We start from the raw sequence: 23,471 nt of genomic DNA on the forward strand, positions 1-23,471 counted from the left end.
GAATATCCCTGCGTCAGATACTGCGCAGGACCGGGAGGACTGAAAGATGAGCGACACGGAGACTGGCTCTGAGCGCTACCGCGCCCCTGCGCTGGACAAGGGGCTCGATATTCTCGAATTGCTGTCGGAGCAGTCCACCGGCATGACGCGGGCGGAAATCGTCAAGGCCATGGGCCGCAGCCCCTCGGAAATCTACCGCATGCTGGAGCGGCTGGTAGCGCGCGACTATGTAGTGCGCTCCTTTGGCGGCGACCGCTACGCCCTGTCGATGAAGCTGTTCGTTCTGGCAAACCGGCACCCGCCGGTGCGCCGCCTGGTGGCACAGGCGACGCCGAAGCTGGATCTGTTCGCCCGCGACAGCCGCCAGTCCTGCCATCTCGCCGTGCCGGAACGCGCCGCTGCCGTTGTGGTGGCGCAGGCAAGCCCGATGGACAGCTGGGAATTCCGGGTGCGCATCGGCGCAAGGCTGGATCTTCTGGACACCGGCTCAGGCATCGCCCTGCTTGCCTTCCAGAACCCGGAGCGGCGTGCCGAAACGCTGGCCACCTGGGGCAGCAGCACCCAGACCGCCCGTCTGCATGAGGTGGAAGAGGAACTCGAACGGGTGCGGGCGGCCGGTTACCGCATTGCCGAAAGCGGCCAGCTTCTCGGCGTGCAGGATATTTCCGTGCCCGTGCTGGCCCCGGACGGCGACGCCATTGCCGTCCTCACCTGCCCCTACCTCGGCCGCCCCGCCAGCGACCCTTGCGCCAGCATCAGCGAGGTTCTGGACCGGCTGAAGGGTCTGGCGGGGGAACTCTCCCTCGCCTGATCCTCACTTCACATCACCCGAAGATCACGCCCTTGCGGATGATGAAGTTGCCATAGGCGCGCAGTTCGGTGGTGAGGACCACCGCATAACATTCCTTGGCACGGGCGTAGAAATCATAGCGCTCCAGCGAGGCCATGGACGCTTTTTCCGCGTCGAACAGGGGCTTGGCCTCGGCCACGACCGGCGGAATGGCCGCAGCATCACCCACCACCTGCATGGTGAAAACCGGATCGCCATCGAAGGTATCCACCGGCAGCAGGGTGAGAATGGCCTCCACCGCTTTCACCGCAGGGCAATCCATGCGCAGCGGCACCCCATGCACCGTGTGGCGGGCGGTCGATTCGGCCGGAAAATTGGCATCGACGACGGCAATCTCGTCGCCATGCCCCATGGCGGCCAGAACCATCAGCAGTTCCGGGCTGATGAGCGGATGAATGCCCTTGAGCATGACGGAAATCCTCCCTGCCCGCAGAATTGGAATCTCTATGCAGCTGCGCGGGCGCGCGGCAGATTAGCGGGATGCGGGATGAGGTCAACGGGGACGCGGTGCAAGACAGCAAGAGGAACTGCTAGGCCTTCAGTCCACTCCGCGCCGCCCCGGCCTCGCACCGGAGTCTGCCGGGCTGCCATCATCCTTGCTGAATTGGGCAAGGCTTCCGCTCGGCATTTGCCCCAGAAAAGCAGCGGCCCTGCATCCCTCACAGGTCCCCGCACAGGGCGGGGACGGCGCGGTGTGTGTGTCTTCCTACCGGGCAGCGCAGGATCGCCTCCTTTTCAGAAACAAACCACCGCACACCCGCTCACCCCGGCGTGTAGGCGAGGCCTGCAATGTCCACGGCCTTGCCGGTCATGGCGGATTGCTGGGCGGCGAGGCCCATGGCGACGGCCCACCAGCCGTCATTCAGCGCCACTTCCACCGGCGCACCGGCGGTGACGGCCCTCTGGAAACGCTGGTGCTGGTAGAAGGTGGAGCCGTTGTGGTCGCCGGCATCCAGCAGCTGCGGATCGACGGGCACTTCCAGCACCACCGGCCCCTGCGGCTGGCGGGGCGAGACGATGACCTGCGGCACCGGCGGTTCGCCCAGATGCTCCGGCCAGAAGCGGCCCGGACCCGGAACGAGGCATTCGATCTTGCCCTTCGGCCCGACAGCGGAAATCTCCTCCTGATAGCGCGAGCCTTCCGCGAACATGCAAAGCTCCAGCATGGCCCGGGCACCGGAGGCGAAATCGACGATCACATACGCATGGTCCCAGATGTCGGACCGCTCGCCCGCATAGACCTCGTCCAGATGGTTCACCGCCTGCCCGCCGGAGGCCATCACCCGCACCGGATCGGATTTCAGGATGTGCCGCATGAGATCGAAGAAGTGGCAGCATTTTTCCACCAGCGTGCCGCCGGTGTTGCGGTTGAAGCGGTTCCAGTCGCCGACCTTTTCGAGGAACGGAAAGCGGTGCTCGCGGATCGTCAGCATGCGGATGCCGCCGGTCACCTTGTCCGCTTCCTCGATCATCTTTGCGACCGGGGGCATGTAGCGGTATTCCATCGCTACCCAGATGGGCGCGGGATAGGCAGCGCGCAGGGCGGCAAGGCGCGGGGCATCTTCCGGGGCGGTGAACAGCGGCTTTTCCACGATCACCGGCAGTGGCCGCAGGGAGGCGATTTCCTCGAGCTGGCTGAGATGCAGGAAATTGGGACTGGCGATCAGAAGGCAGTTGATCTGCTGCACCTCCAGAAGATCGGCGACCGAGTCCACCATCCGGGCGCCGGGCACGGCTGCGGCGGCACGGGCGCGCATGTCTGCATCGGGCTCGTAGATTGCTGCAACAGACGCCCCCTCCAGCAGGGCAATGTTGCGCAGATGCTCCTGCCCCATCATGCCGCAGCCGATGATTCCATACGTCAGGCTCAAGGTATTTCCCCCTATTTCAGACGCGCCACGTAGCGCGCCACGTTATGATCGAACCAGGTGCGGGAGACCTCCGCCCGCTGCCCGTCCTGTCCATGACTGATGCGAAGGATGTGCGGCACCGGCGCACCCGGCGCGTGGCCGAAATTGGCCGGCGCCCAGTCCGGCACATGATCCAGCCCCACCTGATCCTCGGCCTTGACGATCCACAGGCCGAGCCGGGTGCGGTAGAAAAGATAGAGCGACTCCGACAGCTCTTCTGCCGTCACATGCTGCACATAGGAGCCGTCGAGCCAGATCTCTTCGACAGCCGCAATCTGCCCCGAAAGACGGCGCAGACGGCGGATGCGGTGCCCTTCACTGCCCTGCCCGAAAGGCGGCAGGTAATCCGGCTTGGCCAGCCGGGTGACGGACAGAACCTCCGCGGTCGGCAGGCCGCCGCCCTTGATCAGTTCCAGCCGGAACATGGCGTAGAGACTCTTCGGGTCACTCACCGCCCGGATGTAGTTCCCCGAGCCCTGAACGCGCTCCAGCAGCCCGCGATTCTGTAACTCTGCCAAGGCCTTGCGCAGGGTTCCGACAGCAATGCCCATCTCCGCCGCCATGTCCCGTTCCGGCGGCAGGCGCATGCCGTCGATCAGCCGTCCGGCAGCAATATCGCGCACCAGCAATTCGGCGATCTGCATGTAGACCGGAAGGCTGCCCTTGCTCTGTATCATCGTGTTCTGGCCATGGGATCAGGCGCCCGAAGGGACGGCCCGAAGAAAATTGATACACTATTGATTTACATCAATGCAGATGTTACGCAAGTGGAAACTGCGGCTCAAAAGGGGAGTATGATGACCGTTGTTCCCGTAACCTCCGCCGATCTCGACGCATCCGAAGTGTCCTGGTTTGCGGCTCTTTGTTCCGATGATTACGCCTATCTCGGCGTGCCGGACGGCAGCCTGCGCTCCAGCTGGGAGCACTGCTCCTCGATCGTGCAGAAGGCGGAAAGCCTCGGCTTCCGCAACATCCTGTGCCCCTCATCCTATCAGGTCGGGCAGGACACGCTGAGCTTCGTCGCCGGCTGCGCCCCCATCACGGAGCGCATCAACATGCTGGCAGCCATCCGCTGCGGCGAGATGCAGCCGATCATGCTGGCGCGCACGGTGGCAACGCTCGATCACATGCTGAAGGGCCGCCTGACGCTCAACGTCATCAGCTCCGATTTCCCCGGCGAAGTCGCCGACAGCGCCTACCGCTACAAGCGCAGCCACGAGGTGGTTCAGATCCTGCGGCAGGCCTGGACGCGCGAGACCATCGACCATGAGGGTGAGGTCTATCAGTTCAAGGGCGTGTCGACGGAACCGGCCCGGCCCTATCAGCAGAACGGCGGCCCCCTGCTTTATTTCGGCGGATACTCGCCGGATGCGCTGGAACTGTGCGGTGCGCAGTGCGACGTCTATCTGATGTGGCCCGAGACGAAAGACCAGCTGGCCGAGCGGATGAAGGCCGTGCATGAACGCGCCGCTGCCCATGGCCGCACGCTGGACTATGGCCTGCGCGTCCACATGATCGTCCGTGACACCGAAGCCGAAGCGCGCGAATATGCCGAGCATCTCGTCTCGAAGCTCGATGACGAATACGGCAAGCTGATCCGCGGCCGCGCCCACGACTCCATCTCGCTGGGCGTTGCCCATCAGGCCCGCGCCCGCGAACTGGCGGACAAGTTCGGCTATATCGAGCCGCATCTGTGGACCGGCATTGGCCGGGCCCGCTCAGGCTGCGGGGCGGCGCTCGTCGGCTCCACCGATCAGGTGCTGTCGGAAATCGAATCCTACCGGAAGATGGGCATCCGTGCCTTCATCTTCTCAGGCTATCCGCATCTGGAGGAAGCCAGTCACTTCGGAACCAAGGTCCTGCCGCAGCTCAAGACCTGTTCCCTGCCCCATGAATATGGCCGTGTGCCAAGCGAAACGCCCGCCACTCCGCTGGGCGTGGGAGAACGCCGCTGATGAACCGCATTCATCTCACCAAAGACCTGAGCCTCAGCCGCATCGTCTATGGCATGTGGCGCATCGGTGATGACAGCAACACCAGCCCGGCGCATGTTCAGGCCAAGATCGAAAGCTGTCTGGCGCAGGGCATCACCACGCTGGATCAGGCCGATATTTACGGCGGCTACACGGCAGAGGCCATCCTGGGCGGTGCGCTGAAGGCGTCCCCGCAGCTGCGCGACAAGGTGGAACTCGTCACCAAGTGCGGCATCGTCGCCCCGGCCGGCCGCTATGCGGACCGGCGCGTGAAGTACTACGACACCACCGAAGGCCACATCACCGCTTCGGTCGAAGCCTCCTTGCGTGACATGGGCACGGACCGCATCGACCTCCTGCTGATTCACCGCCCCGACCCGCTGATCGATCACGAGGAAACCGGCAAGGCACTGGACGGCCTCATCGCGTCGGGCAAGGTGCGCAGCGCCGGCGTCTCCAACTTCCGCCCCTGGGATTTCTCGCTGCTGCAGTCGGCGATGAGCAGCAAGCTCGTCACCAACCAGATCGAGATCAGCCTTGTGGCACCTGAGTGCTTCATCAACGGCGATCTGGCCTATCTGCAGGAACGCGCGATTGCGCCGATGGCCTGGTCACCGCTGGGTGGCGGTTCGCTCTTCGGCGAGGACAACCGCCAGCTTCTGGCGGCGCTGGAGCGGATCGGCGCGGAGCAGGGCGTTGATGCCACCGCTGTTGCCGTTGCCTGGCTGCTGCGCCATCCGGCGCGGATCATCCCGGTGATGGGCACCAACAACATGGGGCGGATCAGCAAGATCGGCGAGGCAGCCAAGGTGGAGATGGACCGGCAGACCTGGTTCGAGCTCTACACCCTCGCCATCGGCAAGGACGTGCCGTGATGATGGCAGCAAACGGACACCTCTCCGGACGGGATGAGCGGCTGTTCGTGCCGGGCACGGAAACATCGCGCGAGTTCCGCACTGCACTGAGCACCTTTGCCACGGGCGTCACCGTGGTGACGGCGATGGGCGATCAGGGCCCCATGGGCATGACGGCCAACAGCTTCACCTCGCTGTCACTGGACCCGCCGCTGGTGCTCTGGTCGCCGGCAAAAAGCTCATCCAAGCACGGCGGCTTCACCACCGCCGCGCATTTCGCCATCCATGTGCTGGGTGAGGAGCAGGACGGGCTCAGCACCAGCTTCACCCGGGGCGGCACCGCCTTCGACGGGCTGGCATGGCAGTTCAATGCGGAAGGTGCGCCTGTCATCCCCGGCACGCTCGCCCGCTTCGAATGCGCCCTGCATGCCGTACACGATGGCGGGGACCATTCAATTGTCATCGGCCGGGTGCTACGCGTGGCACAGCGCGATGGCGCTCCGCTTTGCTTCTCGCAGGGTGCTTTCGGACGGTTTGCCCGAATGACCTGAGACTTCAGATCATTCGGGTTTGGCAGCCGCGCCGGGAGACCGCGGCTGGTGGGAGGAAAATGATGGCGTTCATTCTGGCACTTGCCAGATACCTCAGCCTTGTCAACGGCGCGGCGCTGGCCGCTGGCCGCTGGATCGGGGCAGGCTGCGTCGGGCTGATGGTCATCATCATCCTGATCCAGGTGTTTTTCCGCTACGTGCTCAACGACGCCCCCGCATGGACGGAAGAGGCAGCACGTTTCCTCATGCTCTGGATGACCGGTCTGATGGTGCCCACGGCCTTCCGCCGGGGCGGCTTCGTCGGCATCGACATGCTGGTGATCCTGTTGCCGCGCCTCGCGGCCGGAGTGCTCAATCTCGTTCTGCTCCTCCTGATTGCCGGCCTCCTGTTCTACGCCACACGGCTGGGCTGGAAGGAGGTGACCGGTATCGGCGGACGCTTTGCAATGGCGGCGATTTCCGTGCCCGCGACGCTGGACCTCTCCGTATGGATGAAGGTGCCCCGCGCGTGGATGATGGCCTCGCTCGCGGTTGGCTGCACGGCGATGTTCGCCGTCTGCATCGAACTGATCCTGCGCAGCCTCATCACGCTCATGGGCGGTGAACGCCAGCTTGTACCGATTACCGAAACTCAGTCTCTGGGAGCGGAGTGATGCTCAGCCTTTTCCTGCCGCTCTTCCTCCTGCTGCTGTTCGTCGGCCTGCCCGTGGTCTTCGGCCTCATCATGGCACCCGCCGCCCTGCTCTGGGCCAATGGCCAGGAGCGTGAGATCGCCCTGCTCTACCGCAATGTCTACAACGGCATGGACAGCTTCCCGCTGATGGCGATCCCCTTCTTCATGCTCGCGGGCGAGCTGATGAACCGGGCTGGCATCACCATGCGCCTCGTGGAATTTGCGCAGGCCATGATCGGCCATCTGCGCGGCGGGCTGGCGCATGTGAACATCATGTCCTCCATGCTCTTTTCCGGGCTTTCCGGATCGGCGGTGGCGGATGTCTCGGCGCTGGGCTCCATGCTGATCCCGGCCATGGAAAAGCAGGGCTACACCCGGCGCTTTGCCGCAGCCGTCACAGCCGCCTCCTCCATCATCGGCCCGATCATTCCGCCCTCCGGCATCATGATCATCTATGCCTATGTGATGAACCAGAGCGTTGCCGCCCTGTTCCTTGCGGGCATCGTGCCGGGCATTCTCATTGGTCTCAGTCTGATGATCATCGTCTGGCTGCAGGCGGACCGGGAAAACCTGCCCGCCGCCACCGCCCGAGCCTCGTGGGGCGACCGGGGCCGCGCCAGCCTCTCGGCCTTCTGGCCGCTGCTGACGCCGGTGATCATCCTCGGCGGCATTCTGGGTGGCGTCTTCACGCCGACGGAAGCCTCGGCCGTAGCGGTAGGCTATGCCTTCTTCATCGGCCTCTTCGTTATGCGCACGCTGAAGCTGCGCGAGATCCCCGACGTGCTGACCCGCGCCGGCATGACCTCCGCCGTGGTATTGCTGCTGGTGGGCGCCGCCATGGCCTTCAAGACCGTGGCAAGCCTTGCCCACACGCCGGAACTGCTGGCGGATATCATCCTCGGCCTCAGCAACAACCCGCTGGTGCTGCTGTTCCTGATCAACGTGCTGCTGTTCATCGTCGGCATGTTCCTCGATGCGGGCCCCGCCATCATCATCCTCGGGCCGATCCTCGGACCCATCTTCACCTCCATGGGCGTGGACCCGATCCATTTTGCCATCATCATGGCGGTGAACCTCACCGTTGGCCTTCTCACCCCGCCCATGGGCCTCGTGCTCTTCGTCACCTCGTCCGTCTCGGGCCTGAGGGTGGAGACCATTGCCCGGGCAACACTGCCGTTCCTGGCGGCGGAAGTGGCCGTGATCTTCCTGATCACCTACTTCCCCGCCATCTGCCTCACCGTCCCCCGCCTTTTGGGGTTCGTGAACTGACTTGAGTGAAAGGGAGGAACTGGAATGCTCAAGGCACTTATGAAGACCGTGCTGCTGGCCAGCACGCTGTCCATGGCAACCATAGCGCAGGCCGCAGACATCACCCTGCGCGCCACCGCCAATTCCAACGAGAATGACGAGGACTATGACGGCCTCGTCGTCTTCAAGAACTACGTCGAGAATGCCTCGAACGGCGCGATTGCCGTGGAGCTGTTCATCGGCACCCAGCTCTGTGCCACCGGCGAGGAATGCCTTCAGGGCGTCGCCGATGGCAACATCGATATCTACATCTCCACCTCCGGCGGTGCGGCGGGTCTCTTCCCCTATATCCAGGTGCTGGACCTGCCCTATCTGATGAGCGATGACCGGGTGGCCGAAGCCGTTCTGACCGGCCCCTTCACCCGCGAATTGCGCGCCAAGGCGCTGGCCGATAGCGGCAACAAGATCCGCCTGATGACCATCGGCAATACCGGCGGCTGGCGCAACTATGCCAACACCAAGGGCACGGTGAAGACCCCGGCAGACCTCAAGGGTCTGAAGATGCGCACCGTGCCGGCCGACCTGCCGCAGCAGGTGGCTACCGCCGTCGGCGCCTCTCCCACGCCCGTTCCGTGGCCGGAACTCTTCACCGCCCTGCAGACCGGCGTTGTCGAGGGCACGGCCAACGGCATCACAGACATCATGAACATGAAGTTCACCGATGCGGGTGTGAAATACATCACCCTGGATGGCCACTCCTACATGGGCGCCTTCTGGTGGATGTCGAACGAGCGCTTCCTGTCGCTGACACCGGAACAGCGCACGATTGTGGCCGATGGCTTCGCCGCGCTGCAGCAGGCCACCTTCGCCAGCCCGAAGCGCAAGGAAATCGCCGCCTATCAGGACTTCCTGAAAGCCGGCGGCGAGATCTATGTGCCGACGGCTGAAGAAAAGGCCGCCTTCAAGGAGGCCGTCACGCCGGTGTTCGACTGGTTCAAGACCAAGGTCACGGGCGGCGAGGAAGTCTTCGCCATGTTCACCACCGCCGTGGCCGAAGCCGAAGAACAGGTCAACGCCGAGCGTGCCGCCGAAACGGCCGACTGATAGTGAATCCGGCAGGACGGAGCCCGCTCCGTCCTGCTTTTGGGCAATGCATTCAGCTATGGCTGGAGCGCCCTCTCCTCTGAAGGAGGCAGGTCTTCCATATCAGTTGCAGAGAGAAGCCCACAGATCCGCGTCTGGCAGGATGGCAGTGCGCTTCCGCCCCCTCGTGGGGAGGCGGGCGGAAACGCCTTGCAGAAATGACCAGCACGCACCCTTTCCTCAAACCGCAACCGGGGAGCCTGACTGGCTGTCTGTTGTAAACAATGCCGCCCAAGAGGGAGGGGGCTGAAACGCCTTGCCGTAGATACCAGCCACAAACAGGCCCGGATAAGATATCCTTTCATCTGCACTGAAACAAAATTTCCTGCCCGAAAAACAATGGCTCTCAAGACAGGTACCGGAACGCCGGTGCGTCTCTTTTGCGCCCAATCCTGAAGGTTCACGCCATGGCCACTCCAGATCAGGCCTTTCCAGCCGAAAAGGGCGGGGAGACTTCGCTTGCCGCGCGCATGCGCCTGCGCTTCCCCGGCCTTTCCATCGCAGTGCTGATCGCGCTCGCCTCGGCCTTCCTGTCGGAGCATTACGGCGCGCCGGCCATGCTGCTGGCAATCCTGATCGGACTGGCGCTGCATTTCCTCTCAGATGATCCGCGCATGCTGCCGGGGCTGGAATTTGCCGCGAAAAGCCTCCTGCGCGCCGGGATCACGCTGCTCGGCCTCAGGATCAGCCTTGGCATGTTTGCCGATCTCGGGCTGCCGATGCTTCTGGTGCTGGCAAGCGCCGTTGCCTTGACCATCGGCTTCGGTATGGCCGTCTCGCGCCTCTTTGGGCAGGAAAGCCGCTTCGGCCTGCTCACGGGCGGTGCCGTCGCCATCTGCGGGGCGTCAGCCGCCATGGCCATCGCCGCCGTGCTGCCGCGCAAGTCTGCCCATGAGGCCGAACGGGACATGGTGTTCGCCGTCTTCGGCGTGACCATGCTGTCCACACTCGCCATGATCGGCTATCCTATCCTCGCTTCCGCTCTGGGCATGAGCGATCCGGTCACCGGCGTCTTCCTCGGCGCAACGATCCATGATGTGGCGCAGGTGGTCGGCGCGGGCTTCTCCGTTTCCGACACAACCGGCGACATGGCCGTGCTGGTGAAGCTGATCCGCGTCACCATGCTGGCCCCCGTGGTGCTGCTGATCGCCCTCGCCTTCCGCCGGTCCGTGCCCTCCGATGCCAAGCGCCCGCCACTGGTGCCGCTGTTCGTCCTCGGTTTTCTGGCACTCGCCATTCTCAATTCCCTCATCGAAATCCCGGCTTTCGTCGCAGAAGGCGCCAATGCGGCCTCCCGCTGGGCGCTACTGGCGGCCATCGGCGCGGTCGGCGTCAAGACCTCCCTGCCCAACATCATGAGCGTCGGCCGCCGCGCCATTGCGCTGCTGGTCGCCGAAACCGTGTTCCTCGCAGGCTTCATCCTGATCTGCGTCGAGTTCCTGCCGCTCGACCGGCTGCATTAAGGCTCTCCGCCCTTGCCCTTCCTTGCCAGTTTTGCGAGGGTCGGACACTGCTGCTTCATGGGGTGCGAACATGACACCGCAAGCAGGCAGCATGGGAGGGGAGAATGAACACCAGCACGGCACTGGCCAGCGCTGCGCCGAGGACAGGCTTTGATGAGGCACTGGGAGAGGCCTCGATCCTCGTCATCGATGACGAGCCGGGCATGCGCAACTTCCTTGACCGCACCCTGCGCCCGCGCTGCCGCCATCTGGATCTGGCGGCAAGCGTCGAAGAGGCCGCAAGCCTGCTGGATGCAGCACATTTCGATATAGTCATCCTCGACAATATCATGGCCGGCAAGCGCGGCGTGGACTGGCTGGCCGAGCAGCGCGACACCGGCTTTCTGCCCGCCGCCATCCTGATCACCGCCTATGCCGACCTTGAGACGGCCATTCAGGCGCTGCAGGCGGGCGCAGCGGATTTCGTGCTGAAGCCTTTCCGCTCCAACCAGATCCTCAATGCGGTGGCCCGCTGCCTCGACCGGATGCGGCTGCAGCGGGAGAACACGGTGCTGCGCCATGAACTGAAGGCCAGCTCCGACCTCATTCTCCTGCGCGACAAGCTGATCGGCGAATCTCCCGCCATCGAAGACATCCGCGCCACCATCGCCCGCGTTGCCCCGCTCCCCTCCTCCGTGCTGCTGACCGGCCAGTCCGGCACCGGCAAGGAAGTGGCGGCGCGCATGATCCATGAGCTATCCGGCCGGGCGGCCAAGCCCTTCGTACCCGTCAACTGCGCGGCCATGCCCTCCGATATGGTGGAAAGCGAGCTTTTCGGCCATGTGAAAGGCGCCTTCACCGGTGCGCAGAATGGCCGTGAGGGGCTGCTCCTGCATGCCCGCGGCGGCACGCTGTTTCTGGACGAGATCGGCGATCTGCCCCTTCAGACCCAGGGCAAGCTGCTGCGCGTGCTGGAAGACCGCAAGGTGCGTCCCGTCGGCGCCGAGCGGGAGCTGCCGGTCGATCTGCGCTTCGTCTTTGCCACCAATGTGGATCTGGAAAAGGCGGTGGCGGAAGGGCGCTTCCGCGCCGATCTTTTCTTCCGCATCAACATCGTCAGCCTGCACATGCCGCCGCTGAAGGAGCGCGGGCGTGATGCGCTCGATCTGGCGGACCTGTTCATGCAGAAGCTGTCGCTGCAGCTCGGCACCCCGCCGCTGCCGCTCACCGAAGAGGTACGCCAGGCAATTGCCGGCTATGACTGGCCGGGCAATGTGCGCGAGCTGCGCAACTTCATAGAGCGCAGCCTGATCCTTGGCCGCTTCCCGCCGGATTTCCTGCGCACCGCGCAAACGCCCCTTGGCGGCGGGCAAGCCAGCGCGGCACCGCAGGCCGATGGCACGCTGACGCTGGCGGATATGGAGCGCAACCATATTCTGGGCACGCTGGAGCGCTGCGGCGGCGACCGGGATGCAGCCGCAAGCCTTCTTGGCATTTCCCGCAAGACCATCGACCGGCGGCTCAGGGACTGGAATGTCTGACCCTGCCGCGCCGCTGGAGCGCGTCCGCCCGTCCCGCTCCGTCCGCTTCCGCCTGCTGGCAATTGCGCTTCTGCCCATGCTGGTCATCGTGCCGCTGGTGGCCGGCGGCATCATGCTGCGCTGGAATGCCAAGTTCAGCGAGGTCCTGATCAACAAGGTGAGCGCCGACCTCACCATCGCCCGGCAGTATCTCGCAAGGCTGATGGAAACCAACGGCGAGCGGCTGACCGCCATCGCCCAGTCCGCCCGATTCCAGAGCGCCGCCTCTGGCCCGGCACTGGCGGATCTGCTGGCGCAGGAAAAGACCACCCTCGGCCTCGACTATCTCTATATCACTGATGCCTCAGGCGCACTGATCGCCGCCAGCAGCCCGGACCTGCGGCTGCCGGAGCAATCCTCTCCGGTCATCGCCAGCGCGCTGGAAGGCACCGCCCGCACCGGCATCACCATTCTCTCCGGCCCGGATCTTGAACGGCTTGCGCCAGAGCTTGCGGCGCGTGCCAGGCTCGACATCGTGCCCACCGCCAACGCCGCCCCCAGCCCGCGCAAGACCGAAGACCGGGGCATGGTCATTCTGGCCGCCACCCCGGTCACGCTGGCCGATGGCCGCAAGGCCGCGCTCACCGGTGGCCTGCTCCTCAACCAGAACCTCGTCTTCATCGACACGATCAATGATCTCGTCTACCGGCAGGGCAGCCTGCCGGAGGGCAGCGAGGGCACGGCAACGCTGTTTCTCGATGACGTGCGCATCAGCACCAATGTGCGCCTGTTCGAGGGCAAGCGCGCGCTGGGCACGCGGGTGTCGGATGCCGTGCGCAAGACCGTGCTGGATGACGGCATCACCTGGCGGGCCAGCGCCTTCGTCGTCAACGACTGGTACATCTCCGCCTATGAGCCGATCCTCGACAGCGAGGGCCAGCGCGTGGGCATGCTCTATGTGGGCTTTCTGGAAACGCCCTTCACGCAGGCGCGGCAGCAGACGGTGCTGCTGGTCGTCCTTGCGCTTCTGGCCATCGGCACCATCACCGTTCCCATCTTCCTGCGCTGGGCACGGGCGATCTTCCGCCCGCTGGAGAAGATGGCCGGCACCATTTCCCGTGTCGAGGCTGGCGACATGGGCGCCCGCACCCACGCCCCGCAGCCGCAGGGCGGCGGGGCCGGTCAGGACGAAATCACCCGCGTGGCGCATCTGCTCGACCACCTGCTGGATCTCGTGCAGGAGCGGGACTCCGCCCTGCGCCAATGGAACGAACAGCTCAATGCCCGCGTCGCCGAGCGCACCCGCGAGCTGGAACAGTCCAACCTGCAGCTGGAAGCCGCCACCCGCCAGCTCATCGTCTCGGAAAAACTCGCGGCCATCGGCGAGATCACCGCAGGCGTCGCCCATGAGATCAACAATCCGGTGGCCGTCATCCAGGGCAATCTCGATGTGCTGCGCCAGGTGATGGGCGATCGGGCGATGGAAGCGGCCACCGAGTTCCGCCTGCTGGACGAGCAGGTCCACCGCATCCACCTCATCGTCACCCGCCTCCTGCAGTTTGCAAGGCCGGAGGAATTCGCCGGCTGGACCGAGCGCACAGATCCCGCCGAAGCCCTCGAAGGCTGCCTGCCGCTGGTGCAGCATCTTCTGAAAAAGACCGGTGTCAGCGTCACGCTGGAGCCCTTCTCCACCCGGCAGGTGCTGATCAACCGCACCGAATTGCAGCAGGTGCTGATCAATCTCATCGTCAATGCCGTCCATGCCATGCCTGATGGCGGACGTCTGCGGCTTGCCTGCGAGGACGCCGAAGAAACCGGCCAATCCGGCGTGCGCTTCACGGTGGCAGACACCGGCACCGGCATGAGCGCCGAGGTGCAGGCCCGCATCTTCGAACCCTTCTTCACCACCCGCCCCGCTCCCGGCAGCAACTCCACTTCAGGCTCCAGCGCAACCGGCTCCGGCCTTGGCCTGTCCATCTGCCAGAAACTCGTCGAACGCCAGAATGGCCGCATCACCGTCCAGAGCACCCCCGGTGAAGGAACGGCGTTCACTATCTTCCTGCCGGAGGCGGTGTGAGGCGCGCCCCCAAGACCCCCTGTCCGGACAAGCTGTCCCTGAGCCTCCCAAGTTGTCCGGCATGACGGGCGAATGCTGCGGATGAAGATACAGCGGGGCTGGAAAGCAAGGTGCGCGGCACTCTTACCGGCACATTCTGACGGATAGCCCCACAACACCACTCAATCACATTAGTCTTATTATTTCAGATAGTTAACCAGAAGGCCCCATATCCCATCAGCGCCCCTGCGCCTGATGCACACCCCGCCTGCCCTTCAATTCCCTGCCTGCCCCGGCAACTGGCACGCTTCTGGCTAAGTACTTCTGCAGGGAGAGGCGGCCTTCGGGGAGGAACCGGGGCTGGGGTCCGGACAATGGCTTGCAAAACCGCCGGTCCGCCATGCGAAGGCGCCCTCCAAGGTCCCCCTGTGCAAGGGGCTCTCGGGAGGAGACAGGAATGACCACAACCACCGGCGTCGAGGGCGGGTACTCCGAAGGAGGACTGCTCGACCGGGAACGCATCATTGCAAAACCCGGCTTCAACCGCTGGCTCGTGCCGCCAGCAGCGCTTGCCATCCATCTGTGCATCGGCATGGCCTATGGCTTCAGCGTGTTCTGGCTGCCGCTGTCGCGCGCCATCGGCATCCAGCAATCCGTCACCTGCGAGGGCATGAGCCTCGTCACCGCGCTCTTCACCGCCTCCTGCGACTGGCGCGTGGCGGATCTGGGCTGGATCTACACCCTCTTCTTCGTCTTCCTTGGCTGCTCGGCGGCCATCTGGGGCGGCTGGCTGGAAAAGGCCGGGCCGCGCAAGGCGGGCGTCGTCTCCACCTTCTGCTGGTGCGGCGGCATTGCCGTGGCGGCGGTGGGCGTGATGACCCATCAGCTCTGGCTCATGTGGCTGGGCGCAGGCGTCATCGGCGGCATCGGCCTTGGGCTTGGCTATATCTCGCCCGTCTCCACCCTGATCAAGTGGTTCCCGGACCGGCGCGGCATGGCAACCGGCATGGCCATCATGGGCTTTGGCGGCGGTGCCATGATCGGCGCGCCGCTGGCCGACCGGCTGATGAGCTACTTCGCAACGCCCACCAGCGTCGGCGTCTGGGAGACCTTCCTCGTCATGGCGGCGATCTACTTCGTCTTCATGCTGGGCGGCGCCTTCGGCTACCGTCTGCCGCCGGCCGGCTGGCGTCCGGAGGGCTGGACCCCGCCGCAGTCGAAGGCCACCACCATGATCACCCAGCACCATGTGCACCTGAACAATGCGCACAAGACGCCGCAGTTCTGGATGATCTGGATCGTGCTCTGCATGAATGTCTCTGCCGGCATCGGCGTGATCGGCATGGCCTCGCCCATGCTGCAGGAAATCTTCTCCGGCAAACTGATCGGCCTGCCCGAACTCACCTTCAACGACCTGTCGGGTGAACAGAAGGCCGCAATTGCGGCGATTGCCGCAGGCTTCACCGGGCTCCTGTCCCTGTTCAACATCGCAGGCCGCTTCTTCTGGGCCTCCCTGTCGGACCGGATCGGACGGAAGAACACCTATTACACCTTCTTCCTGCTCGGCATCGTACTTTATGCCCTCGCCCCGACGGCGGCGCAGCTTGGCAACCAGCTGCTGTTCGTCGCCATCTTCGCGGTGATCCTGTCCATGTATGGCGGCGGCTTTGCAACCGTACCAGCCTATCTTGCCGACATCTTCGGCACCCAGTTCGTCGGGGCGATCCATGGCCGCCTGCTGACGGCATGGGCAACCGCCGGCATCCTCGGCCCCGTGGTGGTGAACTATATCCGTGAGGCGCAGATCAGCGCGGGCATCCCCCGCGCGCAGGTCTATGACTTCACCATGTACATCCTCTGCGGCATGCTGCTGATCGGCCTCATTGCAAATGCGCTCGTCCGGCCGCTGGACAGGAAGTGGTACATGTCCGAGACGGAAGTCGCGGCCCTGCAGGCCAAGGCCCGCACGGCGGATTCCAGCATTGCCCATGGCTCCTTCGGCATAGGCAAGGGGGGGCTCGACGCCAAGGCCGCACTCGCCTGGGCCGTGATGGTCATTCCGATCCTGTGGGGTGTCTGGATCACGCTGGAAAAGACCGCCGCCCTCTTCGGCTGAGGCTTTTCCTGCTAGAACAGGCTGGCCGGGCCTTACCTGCCCGGCCGGTTCCCGAAAAATGGAACTGCAGTGACCCTGCCGGCAGCGGACCCATGATCGACAAGCTGGAAATGTTCATCGCCCTTGCCAACGAGCAGCACTTTGGCCGCGCCGCCGAAGTGATCGGCGTGACGCAACCAACTCTTTCATCTGCGATGAAGCAGCTGGAAGATCAGCTGGGTGTTCAGCTTATCCATCGTGGTTCACGGTATCAGGGACTGACGCCGGAAGGCGAAAAGGCACTGGAATGGGCGCTGCGCATCGTCGCCGATGCCAGGGCGCTGAAGGCGGACATGCGGCAGGCGCGATCGGTCCTGTCGGGCAACTTGCGCATCGGCGCCATCCCCACGGCCCTGCCGATGGTGACGGACCTGTCCGTGCCCTTCACCGAGCGCCACCCCAATGTGCGTGTCTCCATCCTGTCGCGCACCTCCGCCGAAATCCTCGAACAGCTGGAGCGGCTGGAGCTGGATGCCGGCATCACCTATCTTGATCCGCCGCCCGCCCGCCGCCTGACGGTGACCCCGCTCTACCGGGAGACTTACCGGCTGTTGTGCCGCGCCAGTTCGCAGGTTGCGCGCCGGGGCTCGCTGACCTGGGCGGAAGTGGGCACCATGCCCCTCTGCCTGCTGTCCGGCGACATGCAGAACCGGCGCATCGTGGACCGCTACCTGCAGGAGGCCGGCATCAGCTCCATGCCGATGGTGGAATCCAATTCCATCATCGTGCTCGCCTCGCATGTCATGACGGGGCGCTGGGTCTCCGTCGTGCCGGAAAAGCTGGCGGTGCATTTTCTGGACCGCAAGGATCTGGCCGCCGTGCCCATCACCGCAGACCTGCCGGAGGACACTATGCCGGGGCAGGATGTCGGCCTCATCATCGCGCACCGCGAGCCGCTGACGCCGATGCTGGCGGCTCTGCTCGATCTTGCCCGCAAGTTCAACGCCGCCCTGGAGGAGGGCCGCAACGATAGAAGGTTTCAATCAGCTGACGAATAGCCAGAATTGAAGTGGGAGAAATTCCGCCTAACATGCGGAATTGAGAGGAAAAACACATGACGGCACATCTGTCTGCCGACACGATTCGCTCCCTGACGCAGGAGATCGTGACGGCTCATTCGGCTCTTGAAGGGCCGCTTCTACCCATTCTCCATGCTGTGCAGGAGGCCTTCGGCTACGTGCCGCAGGACGCCCTGCCCGTGATTGCAGACGGTCTCAACCTGTCGCGCGCGGAAGTTCACGGCGTGATGAGCTTCTATCACGACTTCCGCCCGGAGCCTGCGGGCCGCCACGTGCTGAAGGTCTGCCGGGCCGAAGCCTGCCAGTCCATGGGCACCGATGCGCTGGCCGAAAAGCTGAAAGCAAGGCTTGGCATCGACTGGCATGGCACCACGAAGGACGGTGATGTGACGCTGGAGCCGGTCTACTGCCTCGGCCTTTGCGCGCAGAGCCCGGCCGCGATGCTGGACGGCGAGCTGTTTGCCCGGCTCGATGACGAAGGCATCGACGAAATGCTGGGAGGGATCGGCAAATGAGCGTGACCATTTTCGTCCCCCGCGATGCGGCAGCACTGGCCGTTGGTGCGGACAAGGTCGCCGCTGCCATTGAACAGGAAGCCGCCGCCCGTAATCTCGAAGTGACCATCATCCGCAACGGCTCGCGCGGCATGCTGTGGCTGGAAACGCTGGTCGAGGTGCGCACCCCGCAGGGCCGTGTGGCCTATGGCCCGGTAAAGGCCCCGGATGTGCCGTCCCTGTTCGATGCCGGGTTCCTGACCGGCGGCGCCCACCGGCTCGCCCATGGCCTCACCTCGGAAATCCCCTTCCTCAAGGGCCAGACACGCCTCACCTTCGCCCGCTGCGGCGTCACCGATCCGCTGTCGCTGGAGGACTACCGCCACTACAAGGGCCTGCGCGGCCTTGAAGCAGCCGTTGCCATGGCGCCTGCCGAGATCGTGAAGCAGGTCACCGATAGCGGCCTGCGCGGGCGCGGTGGCGCGGGTTTTCCGACCGGTATCAAGTGGAAGACCGTTGCGGACGCGAAGGCAGATCAGAAATACATCGTCTGCAACGCCGACGAAGGCGACAGCGGCACCTTTGCCGACCGGATGATCATGGAGGGTGATCCCTTCGTGCTGATCGAGGGTATGGCGATTGCCGCCATCGCCGTGGGCGCGACCAAGGGCTATATCTACACCCGTTCCGAATATCCGCATGCCATCGCGGTGATGCAGAAGGCGATCGAGATTGCCCGTCGCGAGGGCATTCTTGGCGCATCCGTGCTGGGCTCGCCGCATGCTTTCGACATGGAAGTGCGCGTTGGTGCGGGCGCTTATGTCTGCGGCGAGGAAACGTCGCTTCTGAACAGTCTCGAAGGCAAGCGCGGCATCGTGCGCGCCAAGCCGCCGCTGCCCGCACTGGAAGGCCTGTTCGGCAAGCCGACGGTCGTCAACAACGTCATGTCGCTGGCCTCCATCCCGGTCATCATGGACCGCGGCGCCCAGTTCTACCGCGACTTCGGCGTCGGCCGCTCCCATGGCACCATCCCGATCCAGCTGGCCGGGAACCTGAAGCATGGCGGCCTTTACGAGACCGCCTTCGGCCTGACGCTGGGCGAACTTGTGCATGAAATCGGCGGCGGCACGATCACCGGACGCCCGGTGAAGGCGGTGCAGGTGGGCGGCCCGCTCGGCGCCTATTTCCCGCAGGCCCTTTTCGACACCATCTTCGACTACGAGGCCTTCGCCGCTGCCGGCGGGCTCATCGGCCATGCGGGCATCGTCGTCTTCGATGACACGGTGGACATGCTGGCGCAGGCGCGCTTTGCCATGGAATTCTGCGCCATCGAATCCTGCGGCAAATGCACCCCCTGCCGCATCGGCGCGGTGCGCGGCGTGGAGACGGTGGACCGGATCGCCCGGGGCGATGCCACCGCCATTCAGCTGCTCGAAAGCCTGTGCAGCACCATGAAGGCCGGATCGCTCTGCGCCCTGGGCGGCTTCACGCCCTACCCGGTCATGAGCGCCCTGACCCATTTCCCCGCAGATTTTGACAGGATGAAGGAGGCCGCGGAATGAAGGACTCCCGTTTGCTCGACCGTGACTTCGGCACCCCCGCCGCCCGGTCCGAAAAGATGATCACCCTGACTGTCGATGGCTTCGAGGTCAGCGTGCCGGAAGGCACCTCCGTCATGCGTGCCGCATCCGAAGCAGGCATTTCCGTACCCAAGCTCTGCGCCACCGACATGCTGGATGCCTTCGGCTCCTGCCGCCTCTGCCTTGTCGAGATCGAGGGCCGCGCCGGAACGCCGGCCTCCTGCACCACGCCGGTGGCGCCGGGCATGGTGGTCCACACACAGACCGGTAAGCTGAAGGACCTGCGCAAGGGGGTGATGGAGCTCTACATCTCCGACCATCCGCTGGACTGCCTGACCTGCGCGGCCAATGGCGACTGCGAGCTGCAGGATATGGCCGGTGCCGTGGGCCTGCGCGAGGTGCGCTATGAGGCCGTGGACACCCATTTCCGCGCCCGCAATGCGGGGGGCGACGTCAATCCGCTGTGGCTGGCCAAGGACGAGAGCAACCCCTATTTCACTTATGATCCGTCCAAATGCATCGTCTGCTCCCGCTGCGTGCGGGCCTGCGAGGAAGTTCAGGGCACCTTCGCGCTGACCATCGAGGGCCGTGGCTTTGACAGCCGCGTCTCGGCCGGCATGATGAGCGACACGTTCCTCTCCTCTGACTGCGTCTCCTGCGGCGCCTGCGTGCAGGCCTGCCCGACGGCAACGCTGCAGGAAAAGAGCGTGATCGAGACCGGCACGCCCGAGCGGGCCGTGGTCACCACCTGCGCCTATTGCGGCGTTGGCTGCTCCTTCAAGGCGGAAATGCGCGGCGACGAGCTGGTGCGCATGGTGCCCTACAAGGACGGCAAGGCCAACCGGGGCCACAGCTGCGTCAAGGGCCGCTTTGCCTGGGGCTATGCCCAGCATCAGGACCGCATCCTGAAGCCGATGATCCGCGAGGCGATCACCGATCCCTGGCGGGAAGTCTCCTGGGACGAGGCGCTGAACTTTGCCGCCGCCCGCATGAAGGCGATCCAGGCCAAGCATGGCCGCCAGTCGGTCGGCGTCATCACCTCCTCCCGCTGCACCAATGAGGAAACCTATCTGGTACAGAAGCTGGCGCGCGCCGTGTTCCGCAACAACAACACGGACACCTGCGCCCGCGTCTGCCACTCGCCCACCGGCTACGGCCTCGGTCAGACATTTGGAACGTCTGCGGGCACACAGGACTTCGACAGTGTCGAGCACACGGACGTGGTCATCGTCATGGGAGCCAACCCGACGGACGGCCACCCGGTCTTCGCCAGCCGCCTGAAGAAGCGCCTGCGCCAGGGCGCAAAGCTGATCGTCATCGATCCGCGCCGCATCGATCTGGTGAAGTCGCCGCATATCAAGGCCGCGCACCACCTGCAGCTGAAGCCCGGCACCAACGTGGCCGTGGTTTCGGCCATCGCCCACACCATCGTCACCGAAGGCCTGTTTGACGAGGCCTTCATCCGCGAGCGCTGCGACTGGGACGAGTTCCAGGACTATGCTGAGTTCATCTCCGATCCGCGCCACAGCCCGGAGGCAACGGCGGCGCTGACCGGCGTTCCAGCGGAGGAGCTGCGCGCTGCCGCAAGGCTTTATGCCCGCGGCGGCAACGGGGCGATCTATTATGGCCTCGGCGTCACCGAACACTCGCAGGGCTCCACCACGGTGATTGGCATCGCCAACCTTGCGATGATGACCGGCAACATCGGCCGCAAGGGCGTGGGCGTGAACCCGCTGCGCGGGCAGAACAATGTGCAGGGCTCCTGCGACATGGGCTCGTTCCCGCATGAGCTGCCCGGCTACCGCCATGTGAAGAACGACCACGTGCGCGAGATCTTCGAGAGCCTGTGGGGCGTGGAGCTGGACAAGGAACCGGGCCTGCGCATTCCCAACATGCTGGATGCCGCCGTCGACGGCACCTTCAAGGGCCTCTATTGCCAGGGCGAGGACATTCTCCAGTCCGACCCGGACACCAAGCACGTGGCCGCCGGGCTTGCCGCCATGGACTGCGTCATCGTGCATGACCTGTTCCTGAACGAGACGGCCAATTACGCCCACGTGTTCCTGCCCGGATCGACCTTCCTGGAAAAGGATGGCACCTTCACCAATGCCGAGCGCCGCATCAACCGCGTGCGCAAGGTGATGGCCCCGAAGAACGGCTATGCCGACTGGGAGATCACCCAGATGCTGGCCAATGCCATGGGCGCCAACTGGACCTACACCCACCCCTCGCAGATCATGGCGGAAATCTCGCTGACGACGCCGTCCTTTGCCGGTGTCAGCTACGAGAAGCTGGAGGAGCTGGGCTCGGTGCAGTGGCCCTGCAACGAGAAGGCCCCGGAAGGCACGCCCTTGATGCATATCGACGGCTTCGTACGCGGCAAGGGCAAGTTCATCCGCACTGAATATGTGGCAACGGACGAGCGCACCGGCCCGCGCTTCCCGCTGCTGCTGACCACGGGCCGCATCCTCAGCCAGTATAACGTGGGTGCCCAGACCCGCCGCACCGCCAACACGGTCTGGCACGCGGAGGATCTCCTGGAGATTCACCCGCATGATGCGGAAAACCGGGGCCTCAAGGATGGCGACTGGGTGCGCCTTGCCAGCCGCTCGGGCGAAACGACCCTGCGCGCCAAGGTAACGGACCGGGTGTCGCCGGGCGTGGTCTACACCACGTTCCACCATCCGGACACGCAGGCCAACGTCATCACCACCGACTTCTCGGACTGGGCCACCAACTGCCCGGAATACAAGGTGACGGCGGTGCAGATCAGCCCGTCCAACGGCCCTTCCACCTGGCAGGAAGACTACGCCGCACGGGCTGCCCAGTCCCGCCGCATTCTTCCGGCGGCGGAATGAGCAGGACCAGCGCCAGCATCCCGCGGCTGCGCATTTCGCGCGGCCGCAGCGGCAAGGGAGAGCGCAGGCTGCCGGCGGAAGTGCCGGTGGCCATGTCCTACAATGGCTCCACTCATGCCGTGATGATGGCAACCCCGGCGGATCTGGAAGATTTCGCCTATGGCTTTTCGCTGAATGAAGGCATCGCCGAACCGGACGAAATCCGCGAGCTTGAGATCGCGGAAACGGAAGACGGCATCGACCTGCGCATCTGGCTGAGCGAAAACGCAGGCGCGCGCCACAACGACCGGCGGCGCACGGTCACCGGGCCGGTCGGCTGCGGGCTCTGCGGGCTCGACAGCCTGAAGGCCGCCCGCCGCCCCCTGCCCCCGGTGCCCGATACGGGCTTTGCCATGAGCGAAGCGGAGGTGCTTGCCGCCGCCGCGAGCCTTACCGCCCATCAGCCGCTGCAGGACGAAACCCGCGCCGCCCACGCCGCCGCCTTCTGGCAGGGCGGACAGATCATCGCTGCGCGTGAGGACGTTGGCCGCCACAATGCCCTCGACAAGCTGACCGGCGCGCTGCTGCGGCAGGATGCCGGCCGGAGCCGCGCCGGAGCCTTCATTATCACCTCGCGCATTTCCATCGACATGGTGCAGAAATGCGCGAGTTTCGGCGCGCCCGTGCTCATCGCCGTCTCCGCCCCGACGCTGGCCGCCGTGGATCTTGCGCAGGACTGCGGCATCACGCTGGCGGCGCTGGTACGGGCAGACAGTTTCGAGATTTTCACCCATCCCGACCGGATCAAGCTGCAAGAGGACGTCCATGTCGCCTGACAAGCTCGTCTACATGGCGAACCAGATCGCCAAGTTCATGGAAACCAAGCCGCACGCCGAAGGCGTCGAGGGCGTTGCGTCCCATATCAACGACTTCTGGGAGCCGCGCATGCGCCGCCAGCTCTTCGAGATCATCGACACCGGCGGCCAAGGCCTGCGCCCGCTGGTGCTGGAAGCTTCAGAAAAGATCAGAAGGCCGCAGTAGCACCAACTCCCGATGAGCCTGACTGCGGGAGCTGGTCAAATCCGCGCGGCGCCTGAGCAATTTCAAGGCGTGAAGCGTCAGAATATAAGCGCTTTGGCATAAGGAAATTGTAGTTCCTAATGAGT

Annotated in this window: 20 protein-coding genes; 17 read left to right on the forward strand and 3 right to left on the reverse strand. The window is 64.6% G+C overall.

Going from position 1 to position 23,471, the window contains the following annotated elements; genetic code table 11:
- Positions 1–46: 46 nt before the first annotated feature.
- Positions 47–811, forward strand: a complete 765-nt coding sequence (locus tag ASC48_RS14645; RefSeq protein ID WP_055456475.1) for an IclR family transcriptional regulator — start codon at positions 47–49, stop codon at positions 809–811.
- Positions 812–824: 13 nt separating this feature from the next.
- Here the strand turns inward: ASC48_RS14645 and ASC48_RS14650 are convergent, their stop codons facing one another.
- From ASC48_RS14650 to ASC48_RS14660, 3 genes are all read right to left on the reverse strand, one after another.
- Positions 825–1,259, reverse strand: coding sequence for an RbsD/FucU family protein (locus ASC48_RS14650; protein WP_055456476.1), 435 nt, complete (start codon positions 1,257–1,259; stop codon positions 825–827).
- 352 nt (positions 1,260–1,611) lie between these two features.
- Entirely contained in the window at positions 1,612–2,721 is a 1,110-nt protein-coding gene (locus ASC48_RS14655) for a Gfo/Idh/MocA family protein (protein WP_141658973.1), read from the reverse strand.
- 11 nt (positions 2,722–2,732) lie between these two features.
- A complete protein-coding gene (locus ASC48_RS14660; RefSeq protein ID WP_055456478.1) occupies positions 2,733–3,437 on the reverse strand; it encodes a GntR family transcriptional regulator in 705 nt (234 codons plus the stop codon).
- A 120-nt stretch (positions 3,438–3,557) separates the two neighbouring features.
- On the opposite strand from ASC48_RS14660, the gene ASC48_RS14665 reads away from it, so the two are divergent.
- From ASC48_RS14665 to ASC48_RS14740, 16 genes are all read left to right on the forward strand, one after another.
- On the forward strand, positions 3,558–4,715 hold the full coding sequence (locus ASC48_RS14665; RefSeq protein ID WP_055456542.1) for an LLM class flavin-dependent oxidoreductase: 1,158 nt from the start codon (positions 3,558–3,560) through the stop codon (positions 4,713–4,715).
- Positions 4,715–5,608: an aldo/keto reductase gene (locus ASC48_RS14670; RefSeq protein WP_055456479.1), complete on the forward strand. Its 894-nt coding sequence runs from the start codon at positions 4,715–4,717 to the stop codon at positions 5,606–5,608. Before ASC48_RS14665 ends, ASC48_RS14670 begins: the two co-directional genes overlap by 1 nt.
- On the forward strand, positions 5,608–6,138 hold the full coding sequence (locus ASC48_RS14675) for a flavin reductase family protein (protein ID WP_055456480.1): 531 nt from the start codon (positions 5,608–5,610) through the stop codon (positions 6,136–6,138). The genes ASC48_RS14670 and ASC48_RS14675 overlap by 1 nt, the downstream gene beginning before the upstream one ends.
- Before the next feature lie 62 nt (positions 6,139–6,200).
- Complete coding sequence (locus ASC48_RS14680; protein ID WP_055456543.1) at positions 6,201–6,791, forward strand: TRAP transporter small permease; 591 nt, start codon at positions 6,201–6,203, stop codon at positions 6,789–6,791.
- Positions 6,791–8,080, forward strand: a complete 1,290-nt coding sequence (locus ASC48_RS14685; RefSeq protein WP_055456481.1) for a TRAP transporter large permease — start codon at positions 6,791–6,793, stop codon at positions 8,078–8,080. The genes ASC48_RS14680 and ASC48_RS14685 overlap by 1 nt, the downstream gene beginning before the upstream one ends.
- A gap of 24 nt (positions 8,081–8,104) precedes the next feature.
- Positions 8,105–9,163: a TRAP transporter substrate-binding protein gene (locus ASC48_RS14690; RefSeq protein ID WP_055456482.1), complete on the forward strand. Its 1,059-nt coding sequence runs from the start codon at positions 8,105–8,107 to the stop codon at positions 9,161–9,163.
- A 446-nt stretch (positions 9,164–9,609) separates the two neighbouring features.
- Positions 9,610–10,665 (forward strand): YeiH family protein, encoded by a 1,056-nt coding sequence (locus tag ASC48_RS14695; protein ID WP_055456483.1) that lies wholly within the window; start codon positions 9,610–9,612, stop codon positions 10,663–10,665.
- A 104-nt stretch (positions 10,666–10,769) separates the two neighbouring features.
- On the forward strand, positions 10,770–12,185 hold the full coding sequence (locus ASC48_RS14700; protein ID WP_055456484.1) for a sigma-54-dependent transcriptional regulator: 1,416 nt from the start codon (positions 10,770–10,772) through the stop codon (positions 12,183–12,185).
- The gene (locus tag ASC48_RS14705; protein WP_055456485.1) at positions 12,178–14,241 is read left to right on the forward strand and encodes a cache domain-containing protein; all 2,064 of its coding nucleotides are present in this window, start codon (positions 12,178–12,180) and stop codon (positions 14,239–14,241) included. Before ASC48_RS14700 ends, ASC48_RS14705 begins: the two co-directional genes overlap by 8 nt.
- Positions 14,242–14,677: 436 nt before the next feature.
- On the forward strand, positions 14,678–16,336 hold the full coding sequence (locus ASC48_RS14710) for an OFA family MFS transporter (RefSeq protein WP_055456486.1): 1,659 nt from the start codon (positions 14,678–14,680) through the stop codon (positions 16,334–16,336).
- 92 nt (positions 16,337–16,428) lie between these two features.
- Entirely contained in the window at positions 16,429–17,373 is a 945-nt protein-coding gene (locus ASC48_RS14715; RefSeq protein WP_055456487.1) for a LysR family transcriptional regulator, read from the forward strand.
- A 56-nt stretch (positions 17,374–17,429) separates the two neighbouring features.
- Entirely contained in the window at positions 17,430–17,909 is a 480-nt protein-coding gene (locus ASC48_RS14720; protein ID WP_055456488.1) for a formate dehydrogenase subunit gamma, read from the forward strand.
- Positions 17,906–19,450: a formate dehydrogenase beta subunit gene (locus tag ASC48_RS14725; RefSeq protein ID WP_055456489.1), complete on the forward strand. Its 1,545-nt coding sequence runs from the start codon at positions 17,906–17,908 to the stop codon at positions 19,448–19,450. The genes ASC48_RS14720 and ASC48_RS14725 overlap by 4 nt, the downstream gene beginning before the upstream one ends.
- Positions 19,447–22,326: a formate dehydrogenase subunit alpha gene (gene fdhF / locus ASC48_RS14730; RefSeq protein ID WP_055456490.1), complete on the forward strand. Its 2,880-nt coding sequence runs from the start codon at positions 19,447–19,449 to the stop codon at positions 22,324–22,326. Before ASC48_RS14725 ends, fdhF begins: the two co-directional genes overlap by 4 nt.
- Entirely contained in the window at positions 22,323–23,141 is an 819-nt protein-coding gene (gene fdhD / locus ASC48_RS14735) for a formate dehydrogenase accessory sulfurtransferase FdhD (protein ID WP_055456491.1), read from the forward strand. The genes fdhF and fdhD overlap by 4 nt, the downstream gene beginning before the upstream one ends.
- Positions 23,131–23,346 carry a formate dehydrogenase subunit delta gene (locus ASC48_RS14740; RefSeq protein WP_055456492.1) on the forward strand — a complete coding sequence of 72 codons (216 nt, stop codon included), beginning with the start codon at positions 23,131–23,133 and terminating at the stop codon, positions 23,344–23,346. The genes fdhD and ASC48_RS14740 overlap by 11 nt, the downstream gene beginning before the upstream one ends.
- Positions 23,347–23,471 lie beyond the last annotated feature (125 nt).

It is taken from the genome of Pannonibacter indicus, assembly GCF_001418225.1.
Lineage (GTDB): Bacteria > Pseudomonadota > Alphaproteobacteria > Rhizobiales > Stappiaceae > Pannonibacter > Pannonibacter indicus.

What these genes read in the sequence shown, in the direction of transcription:
- ASC48_RS14645 (WP_055456475.1), top strand. Translation starts at nt 47, where the DNA reads ATGAGCGACACGGAGACTGGCTCTGAGCGCTACCGCGCCCCTGCGCTG.
- ASC48_RS14650 (WP_055456476.1), bottom strand. Translation starts at nt 1,259, where the DNA reads ATGCTCAAGGGCATTCATCCGCTCATCAGCCCGGAACTGCTGATGGTT.
- ASC48_RS14660 (WP_055456478.1), bottom strand. Translation starts at nt 3,437, where the DNA reads ATGATACAGAGCAAGGGCAGCCTTCCGGTCTACATGCAGATCGCCGAA.
- ASC48_RS14665 (WP_055456542.1), top strand. Translation starts at nt 3,558, where the DNA reads ATGACCGTTGTTCCCGTAACCTCCGCCGATCTCGACGCATCCGAAGTG.
- ASC48_RS14670 (WP_055456479.1), top strand. Translation starts at nt 4,715, where the DNA reads ATGAACCGCATTCATCTCACCAAAGACCTGAGCCTCAGCCGCATCGTC.
- ASC48_RS14675 (WP_055456480.1), top strand. Translation starts at nt 5,608, where the DNA reads ATGATGGCAGCAAACGGACACCTCTCCGGACGGGATGAGCGGCTGTTC.
- ASC48_RS14680 (WP_055456543.1), top strand. Translation starts at nt 6,201, where the DNA reads ATGGCGTTCATTCTGGCACTTGCCAGATACCTCAGCCTTGTCAACGGC.
- ASC48_RS14685 (WP_055456481.1), top strand. Translation starts at nt 6,791, where the DNA reads ATGCTCAGCCTTTTCCTGCCGCTCTTCCTCCTGCTGCTGTTCGTCGGC.
- ASC48_RS14690 (WP_055456482.1), top strand. Translation starts at nt 8,105, where the DNA reads ATGCTCAAGGCACTTATGAAGACCGTGCTGCTGGCCAGCACGCTGTCC.
- ASC48_RS14695 (WP_055456483.1), top strand. Translation starts at nt 9,610, where the DNA reads ATGGCCACTCCAGATCAGGCCTTTCCAGCCGAAAAGGGCGGGGAGACT.
- ASC48_RS14700 (WP_055456484.1), top strand. Translation starts at nt 10,770, where the DNA reads ATGAACACCAGCACGGCACTGGCCAGCGCTGCGCCGAGGACAGGCTTT.
- ASC48_RS14705 (WP_055456485.1), top strand. Translation starts at nt 12,178, where the DNA reads ATGTCTGACCCTGCCGCGCCGCTGGAGCGCGTCCGCCCGTCCCGCTCC.
- ASC48_RS14710 (WP_055456486.1), top strand. Translation starts at nt 14,678, where the DNA reads ATGACCACAACCACCGGCGTCGAGGGCGGGTACTCCGAAGGAGGACTG.
- ASC48_RS14715 (WP_055456487.1), top strand. Translation starts at nt 16,429, where the DNA reads ATGATCGACAAGCTGGAAATGTTCATCGCCCTTGCCAACGAGCAGCAC.
- ASC48_RS14720 (WP_055456488.1), top strand. Translation starts at nt 17,430, where the DNA reads ATGACGGCACATCTGTCTGCCGACACGATTCGCTCCCTGACGCAGGAG.
- ASC48_RS14725 (WP_055456489.1), top strand. Translation starts at nt 17,906, where the DNA reads ATGAGCGTGACCATTTTCGTCCCCCGCGATGCGGCAGCACTGGCCGTT.
- fdhF (WP_055456490.1), top strand. Translation starts at nt 19,447, where the DNA reads ATGAAGGACTCCCGTTTGCTCGACCGTGACTTCGGCACCCCCGCCGCC.
- fdhD (WP_055456491.1), top strand. Translation starts at nt 22,323, where the DNA reads ATGAGCAGGACCAGCGCCAGCATCCCGCGGCTGCGCATTTCGCGCGGC.
- ASC48_RS14740 (WP_055456492.1), top strand. Translation starts at nt 23,131, where the DNA reads ATGTCGCCTGACAAGCTCGTCTACATGGCGAACCAGATCGCCAAGTTC.